This is a genomic window from Mahella sp. (assembly GCF_020054945.1).
Lineage (GTDB): Bacteria > Bacillota > Clostridia > Mahellales > Mahellaceae > Mahella.
The window spans coordinates 1-5978 of sequence record NZ_JAIHAU010000070.1; the positions used below are offsets into that span (position 1 = coordinate 1).

Annotated in this window: 5 protein-coding genes and 2 pseudogenes; 6 read left to right on the top strand and 1 reads right to left on the bottom strand. The window is 43.3% G+C overall.

Annotated features, from left to right (window positions below; genetic code table 11):
- Positions 1-392: pseudogene (locus tag JG770_RS10390) on the top strand (IS21 family transposase); the annotation flags it as partial.
- Positions 393-781: 389 nt separating this feature from the next.
- On the opposite strand, the gene JG770_RS10395 reads toward JG770_RS10390, so the two are convergent.
- Complete coding sequence (locus tag JG770_RS10395; protein WP_291958698.1) at positions 782-1291, bottom strand: hypothetical protein; 510 nt, start codon at positions 1289-1291, stop codon at positions 782-784.
- A gap of 135 nt (positions 1292-1426) precedes the next feature.
- Here JG770_RS10395 and JG770_RS10400 point away from each other — a divergent pair, with 135 nt between their 5' ends.
- The 5 genes and pseudogenes from JG770_RS10400 (at position 1427) to JG770_RS10420 (ending at position 5796) form a co-directional block, all read left to right on the top strand.
- Positions 1427-2050: a TrkA C-terminal domain-containing protein gene (locus JG770_RS10400; RefSeq protein ID WP_291958701.1), complete on the top strand. Its 624-nt coding sequence runs from the start codon at positions 1427-1429 to the stop codon at positions 2048-2050.
- A gap of 112 nt (positions 2051-2162) precedes the next feature.
- Complete coding sequence (locus JG770_RS10405) at positions 2163-3281, top strand: betaine/proline/choline family ABC transporter ATP-binding protein (protein ID WP_291958704.1); 1119 nt, start codon at positions 2163-2165, stop codon at positions 3279-3281.
- Between the two features lie 4 nt (positions 3282-3285).
- Positions 3286-3957 (top strand): annotated as a pseudogene (locus JG770_RS10410) (ABC transporter permease).
- On the top strand, positions 3954-4853 hold the full coding sequence (locus JG770_RS10415) for a glycine betaine ABC transporter substrate-binding protein (RefSeq protein WP_291958709.1): 900 nt from the start codon (positions 3954-3956) through the stop codon (positions 4851-4853). The pseudogene JG770_RS10410 and the gene JG770_RS10415 overlap by 4 nt, the downstream one beginning before the upstream one ends.
- Positions 4854-4872: 19 nt before the next feature.
- Entirely contained in the window at positions 4873-5796 is a 924-nt protein-coding gene (locus JG770_RS10420) for a glycine betaine ABC transporter substrate-binding protein (RefSeq protein ID WP_291958712.1), read from the top strand.
- Positions 5797-5978: the final 182 nt, after the last annotated feature.

Here is a 5978-nt window from a genome sequence, read left to right on the forward strand (position 1 = left end):
AAGGTCTGGTAGGATACATCCGACGCAATGTGCTAGTACCTATTCCCCGCGTGGACAGCATAGAAGAGCTAAATCGTCTGCTGTTGGAGCGGTGCATAAGGTACCGCTCACATACCATACGGGGCCGTTCCCAGATAGTAGGTGAGGCCTATGAGATAGATCGGGCTCACTTGATATCATTGCCTTTATATCCATTTGATACGGCATGCCAGGCCACCGCCAGCGTAAATGAATTTGGCCTAGTACGTTTTGACGGTAGCCAATATTCGGTTCCTCTTCGCCTTGTAGGCAAGGATGTTACCGTTAAGGGATACGGTACAACAGTAAGGATCTATTATCGCAATGAGGAGGTGGCTATCTACCCAAGAAGCTATATTGCAAACACTTTTTGATAGACCGTTTAACCTTTAGAGCCCATATACTCAATATGAACGGTACGTCATACCGCTTAAAGCAGCAAACAGCAACCCAGCGAGGATAGAGCCATGGTCAGGCCACTCGGGAGTCGCCGGTCTCCCTTGACAATACCACCCAAAGGGATAATCAGAAGATGCCGAGGGCGACGGAGGGGAAACAGAAACCAAAACGCCTTAACCCTCTCCAAAAATATTATATCTCTTTGGGACCCGGTCTTGTCAAGGGTCGGTGAAAAGCGTGAGCATAAAGGCTTCGCGGGTCAGGCCTTGAAGAATTTATCCCCAAAAATTCATTCGAAAAGTAGTGGTTAAAGTCTGCGAAGGCCTTATACCACTATGTATCGCTGGAAACGTCCGAATCGCAGTTAAGAATAGGCGGATTCTTCCATGCCGGTGCCGTAGCGATAAGGGCGCCCCCAATTTATATCCATTTTTCTTCTGAAGATATGATTGATATCCAGCCCGAGCATATCGGCATATTGAATTAAAGCCTGAAGTATCATAATTGTAGCATGATTTTCTTCGTTTAAACCTTTGTGTTTTTTGATGGCTTCAGTATATTGGACTATGGCATAGTTAAGGCAATCCACCGTGCGGAAATCCCTGTTTTGTTTTAGAAGCGTCATCCATGATGTATCCGAGAAATCGCACTGGCTTAAATCCATGCCATTGGCTATAACCAGATTTAAAGCGCGTATAAACAGGTCGGCTAATTCCAGCTCTTCTTCTTCGGGATTATCGGCAAGCTGTAATTCTACCACTTCTGTATGTAGGAGAGCGGCCAGTTGCCATTTGTTATTTAAGCTTTTTTTAAAACCTTTGGCGTCCAGCAATTTGTCCACTTCATCGCGCATGGCATTCCAATCCAAATGCATATTTAAATTTCATCCTCTTTCGTACTGTTTTTAATATATTAACACAAATAAAGGGGATGGGAAAGAGATTGTTTTTGGTATAGTATTTGATATAATCTATATAAAATGTTGAGATTTGTAGAAAGGTATAAATATATGGACGAGAATGTGATAGGGCCAAGGTATCAGAACATAGCATTGGATATAGCAAAAAGGATAGCCGAAGGAGAATTTTATGAGGGACAAAGGCTGTATGGGCGCTCGAATTTGGCCGGACGCTACAAAGTGTCACCCGAAACTATAAGGAGAGCGGTTTCATTGCTCCAGGATGTGGGTGTTGTGGCTACGTATCAAGGGAAAGGTATAATAGTTATATCCAAGGATGCTGCTGCCAAATATATAAAACGCTTTGAGGAGAGTAAAGTGCTGGAGTCGTTGCTGGCGGAACTCGGTGATATTATGGAAGAAAGGGAACAGCTGGATAAAAGGCTTAAAGAAATAGTATCCGTGGCATGCTCATGGGCCAGCGGTGCCAATGATATGGCCCCTTATAATATAACCGAAATAGAGGTTCGTGAAGACAGCCATGTAACGGGTAAAACTATATCGGAAGTGAAGTTCTGGCAAAATACAGGAGCTACTATTATAGCTATAAAGAGGGGAAATACTATAATCGTTTCACCGGGGCCCTACAACGATATACAAGCTAAAGATGTCTTGGTTATAGCGGGGGATGAGAATGTTAGACTGCGTACCGAAGGGTATTTATATGAGAGATAAGCGCTTTTAGATTGCTCAAAGCAACATCCATCTTTTTCCTTTTATTTGACATGTAACAACTTAATGTATATAATAGAGTTTGAAGTTTGTTGGAAGGAGATGCATAAAGGGCATGATCAAATTTGAAAATGTAGCCAAACGTTATGGTGATACGACCGTTATAAAAGATCTGAATATAGAGATCAATGATGCAGAAATAGCAGTGCTTATAGGTCCCAGCGGTTGCGGTAAAACTACAACGCTCAAAATGATAAACAGATTGATAGAGCCGTCGTCTGGAGCTATATATATCAATGATCAGAATATACTAAAGGCTGATCCGATAGAATTGAGAAGGAATATAGGGTATGTTATACAGCAGATAGGGCTTTTCCCACATATGACTGTCGAGCAGAATATTGGACTGATACCAACGCTGAAGAATTGGCCGGAAGATAAGAAAACAGCGCGAATTAGGGAATTGATGGAGCTGGTAGGCATGCCGCCGGAAGAATATATGAGCAGATATCCGAATGAACTTTCGGGAGGACAGCAGCAGAGGATAGGTGTTGCCAGAGCGCTGGCGGCTGATCCGGACATTATACTTATGGATGAACCCTTCAGTGCTTTGGATCCGATAACGCGGGTTCAATTGCAGGATGAATTGTTCAATTTGCAACAGGAATTGCATAAAACGATAGTTTTTGTCACACATGACATGGATGAAGCGTTAAAACTCGGGGATAGGATATGTATCATGAGGGATGGCGAGGTACTTCAATTTGATACATCGGAGAATCTGTTAAGGCATCCGGCTCATGGATTTGTCGAAGAATTCATAGGTAAAAAGCGCATGTGGCAGCAGCCTGAATATATAAAGGCCGAAGATATAATGATAACAAATCCCATAAAGGCCACGCCAAGCAGAACGCTTACCCAAGCTCTGGAGATAATGTCCAGCAGTAGCGTCGATAGCCTTATCATAGTAGACGATAAAAACAAGCTCTTAGGCATAGTAACTGCTAAGCAAGTGCGAAGCAACGCAAATAAGGCTAAGCGGTTGGAAGAAATATATGAGCGTGACATAGTAAGCGTTAAGTTGGACGATTCAATGGCCGATATATTGAAGCTGATGGCACAAAACGATGTAGGATATGTACCTGTTACTGACGAACAAGGCAGGTTAAGAGGGCTGATAACCAGGAGCAGCCTGGTAAATGTGCTCGGCGATAGATATGTAGGGGAGGAGTGAGTGTATGGATACAATAATGGAATATATAATGTTTATGATTGATCGCAGCGATCAGATATTTACGCTTACATGGTAGCACATATACCTTACGGCTTTGGCAGTGGCTATAGCTATAGCTATAGGTGTACCTGCCGGTATTTTGATAACGAGGGTAAACAAATTGTCATCTACAGTCATCGGTATAGCCAATGCTATTCAGGCAGTGCCCAGTTTGGCGCTTTTAGGCTTCCTTATTCCGTTTTTAGGGATAGGTACCGTTCCGGCTATCGTCATGGTATTTCTATATTCGTTGTTGCCGATTATAAAGAACACGTATACCGGTCTTAGCAATGTTGACAGCGCAATGATAGAAGCCGGCCGAGGCATGGGTATGACCGACAGCCAGCTTATGAGAATGGTTCAACTGCCTCTGGCATTGCCTGTAATAATGGCAGGCGTCAGGATATCGGCCGTTACCGGCGTAGGACTCACTACTCTAGCGGCATTGATAGGGGCAGGAGGATTGGGGCAGTTTATATATAGAGGGATATCGATGGTCAATAATCAAATGATAGTGGCCGGTGCCATACCCGCTATGATATTGGCGCTGCTGGTCGATTTTGCTTTAGGATTGGTGGAAAAGGCCGTTACGCCCAAAGGGCTTAAAAATACTAATGGGAAGGAGGTCGAAGCATGAGAACTATAAAGCTTATAAGTTGTATATTATTGTTGGCTATGATATCTGGCGCCTTACTCGGTTGCGGCTCGAGTACAGCCAGCAAAACCTTTGTCGTAGGCTCCGATAATTATACAGAGCAGTTTATCGTCGGTGAAATGTTGGCTGTTCTTGTCGAGGAAAATATGCCGGATGTTAAGGTGGACAGAAAGCTTGGATTAAACGGCGTTATGGTGTTGCATAATGCTATAGTGAGCGGCGAGGTAGATGCCGCAGTCGAATATACCGGTTCCGGATTGATGCAAATGCTGCAAATGGATCTTATTACGGATCCGGATGAGGCATATAAGGTGGTTAAGGAAAATTATCTTGACAGATGGGATATAAAATGGCTGGAACCGCTCGGATTTAACAATACCTACGCTATGGCGGTCAGAAGGGATTATGCTGAAGCTAATGGTTTGAGCAAATCTTCGGATCTGGCAAAAGTTGCTGAGGATGCCGTATTGGGTTGCTCTATGCAGTTTAGCGAAAGGCCGGATGGATATCCGGGCTGGAAGGAAGCATATGGCATAGAGTTTAAGGATGTTGTACCGATGGATTCGGGCTTGATGTACAGCTCTATAAAGAACAATGAAGTAGATGTAATATCTGCATTTTCAACCGATGCGCGTATACCCGAGTTTGACCTTGTATTGCTTGAAGATGACAAGAAATTTTTCCCACCATACTATGCCGTTCCAATGGTCAGGACTGATACTCTTGAAGAGATTCCAGGCCTGGAAGAGCTGATAAATAAGCTTGGCGGTACGCTTGATGATGCTAAAATGGCCGAGCTGAACGGTAAGGTGGATATTGAAGGCATGGATCCTTACGATGTGGCTAAGGAATTTTTGCAAGAAGAAGGCTTGATTTAAGCAAAGAAAGGATGAGTTGATGAATAGAAGAAAATTAGCGATTGTATTAAGCTTTACGATTTTAATATTGGCTATAGTAACAGGATGCCAAGGTGGAGGTGACACCTCCGGCGGAGACGGCGATACAGTGGTTATCGGTTCAAAAAACTTTACCGAACAGGTAATAGTAGGTAATATGATGGCGGATCTGATAGAGGCGCATACAGATCTTAAGGTTGAGAGAAAGCTCAATCTTGGTGGTACTAATGTATGCTTTGAAGCCATCAAAAAAGGTGGCAGCGATAACGGTATAGACATTTATATGGATTATACCGGCACCGGCTTGGTTGATATACTGCAGATGGAGCCCACGACCGATCCAGATGAGGCCTATGACACGGTGAAAAAGGAATATAAAGAGAGATGGAATCTCGTGTGGCTGGAGCATTGGGGCTTTAATAATACCTATACTCTGGCGGTAAAAGAGGAATTCGCCGCCCAACATAATCTTAATACATTTTCAGATTTAGGCAAAATAGCCGATCAAATAGTGCTCGGGTGCTCCATGGAATTTGTGGAGAGACCGGATGGCTTGCCTGGATTGGTAGAAAAGTACGGATTTCAATTCAAGGATGTGAAATCTATGGATACTGGTATAAGGTATCCTGCTATAGATAGCGATGAGGTTCAGGTCATAGACGCTTTTGCTACTGATGGCCTGCTGGTATCGCATAACCTAAAGATACTAGAAGATGATAAGCAATTCTTTCCGCCGTATTATGCAGCGCCATTAGTTAGAGGAGATTTGCTGGATAAACATCCTGAAATCGCTGATGCGCTCAATAAGCTGGCTGGCGCTATAACCGAAGAGGATATGCAGCAGCTCAATTATTATGTCGATGGCGAAGGAAGGGATGCCGCTGAAGTGTCTAAAGAGTTCCTCGAGTCCAAAGGGCTTATATAAAAAGATGACATAGATAAAGCTCCGGCAGCAACGTGGATATGTTGTTGCCGGAGTTTTTGCATATATGCTGAATCACATATGCACACGGCAAAAGCATGAAGAAAAATTATTCCAAGGGATAATTTGCCACTAAACATTTAAAGGTCTTTATGATAGGATATTGTTCATAGATTTTTTATATG